The sequence below is a fragment of the Streptomyces sp. NPDC003635 genome (assembly GCF_053587635.1).
Map to the genome: position 1 here is coordinate 1 of NZ_JBSFOK010000128.1, position 1097 is coordinate 1097.

The 1097-nt window shown below is 70.3% G+C and carries 1 protein-coding gene; it reads right to left on the reverse strand.

All coding sequences use genetic code 11. From position 1 onward, the window contains the following. The coding region (locus ACWDRW_RS40315) for an acyltransferase domain-containing protein (protein WP_451733581.1) at positions 1 to 1097 on the reverse strand (1097 nt) is incomplete at both ends.

Sequence of the window (1097 nt, forward strand, 5' to 3'; positions counted from 1 at the left end):
TAGTCCACCGGAACCCTGCGCGCCCGCACACCATCGGCTTCGGCGAGAGCTGTGATCTCGTCCAGCGCCTCCGGATCACCGGCGACCACGGTCGCGTCGGGGCCGTTGAAGACAGCGATCGCCAGCCGGTCGCCGTACGGCTCAACCCACGCCGACGCCTTTTCCGCACCGGTCGCCAGGGACAACATCCCACCACGACCGGCGAGTTCATCGCGAATGGCCGCCGACCGCAGCGCCACCACCCGCGCCGCGTCCTCCAAGCTCAACGCACCAACCACCGCGGCAGCCGCGATCTCACCCTGCGAATGCCCGATCACAGCGGCCGGTTCGATGCCGAGCGACTCCCAGACCGCAGCCAGCGACACCATCACCGCCCACAGCACCGGCTGAACCACATCCACCCGGCCCATCCACGCGTCATCGTCCCCGCGCAGCACCTCCCTCAACGACCAGTCCACAAAGGACCCGAGCGCCGCCTCACACTCCGCGACACGCGCCGCGAACACCGGCGAGGACTCAAGGAGCCCCCGCCCCATCCCCAACCACTGAGAGCCCTGACCCGGGAAGACCAACACGACACCGGTGGCCGAACCAGCCGTACCCGACACGGCATTCGGCGCCAGAGAGCCCTCCGCCAGCGCACCGAGCGCGGAATTCAGCTCGCCACTCTCCCGGCCCCACACCACCGCACGGCTCTCCAACGCCGTACGCGAAGACCACAAGCTCCACCCCACGGCCGCCGGATCCCCCGACACCCTCGCCAGCCGCCCCGCCTGGGCGGCCAGTGCAGCCGCACCATGCCCCGACACCAACCAGGGCACCACCGGCGACCCAGAAAGCCCTCCGGGTTCTGCCACCGGCTGCGTCTCCGCCTCGACGGCCGGGGCGCCTTCCAGAACGACATGCGCGTTAGTCCCGGAGATTCCGAACGCCGAGACGCCGGCCCGTCCGGGGCGTCCCTCGGGCCGCAGTTCCGTCGGAGAGGTCAACAGCTCTACTCGCCCGGCCGTCCAGTCGACGTGGGGCGTCGGCTCGTCCACGTGCAGCGTGCGCGGCAGCACACCCTCCCGCAGAGCCATCACCATCTTGATGACACC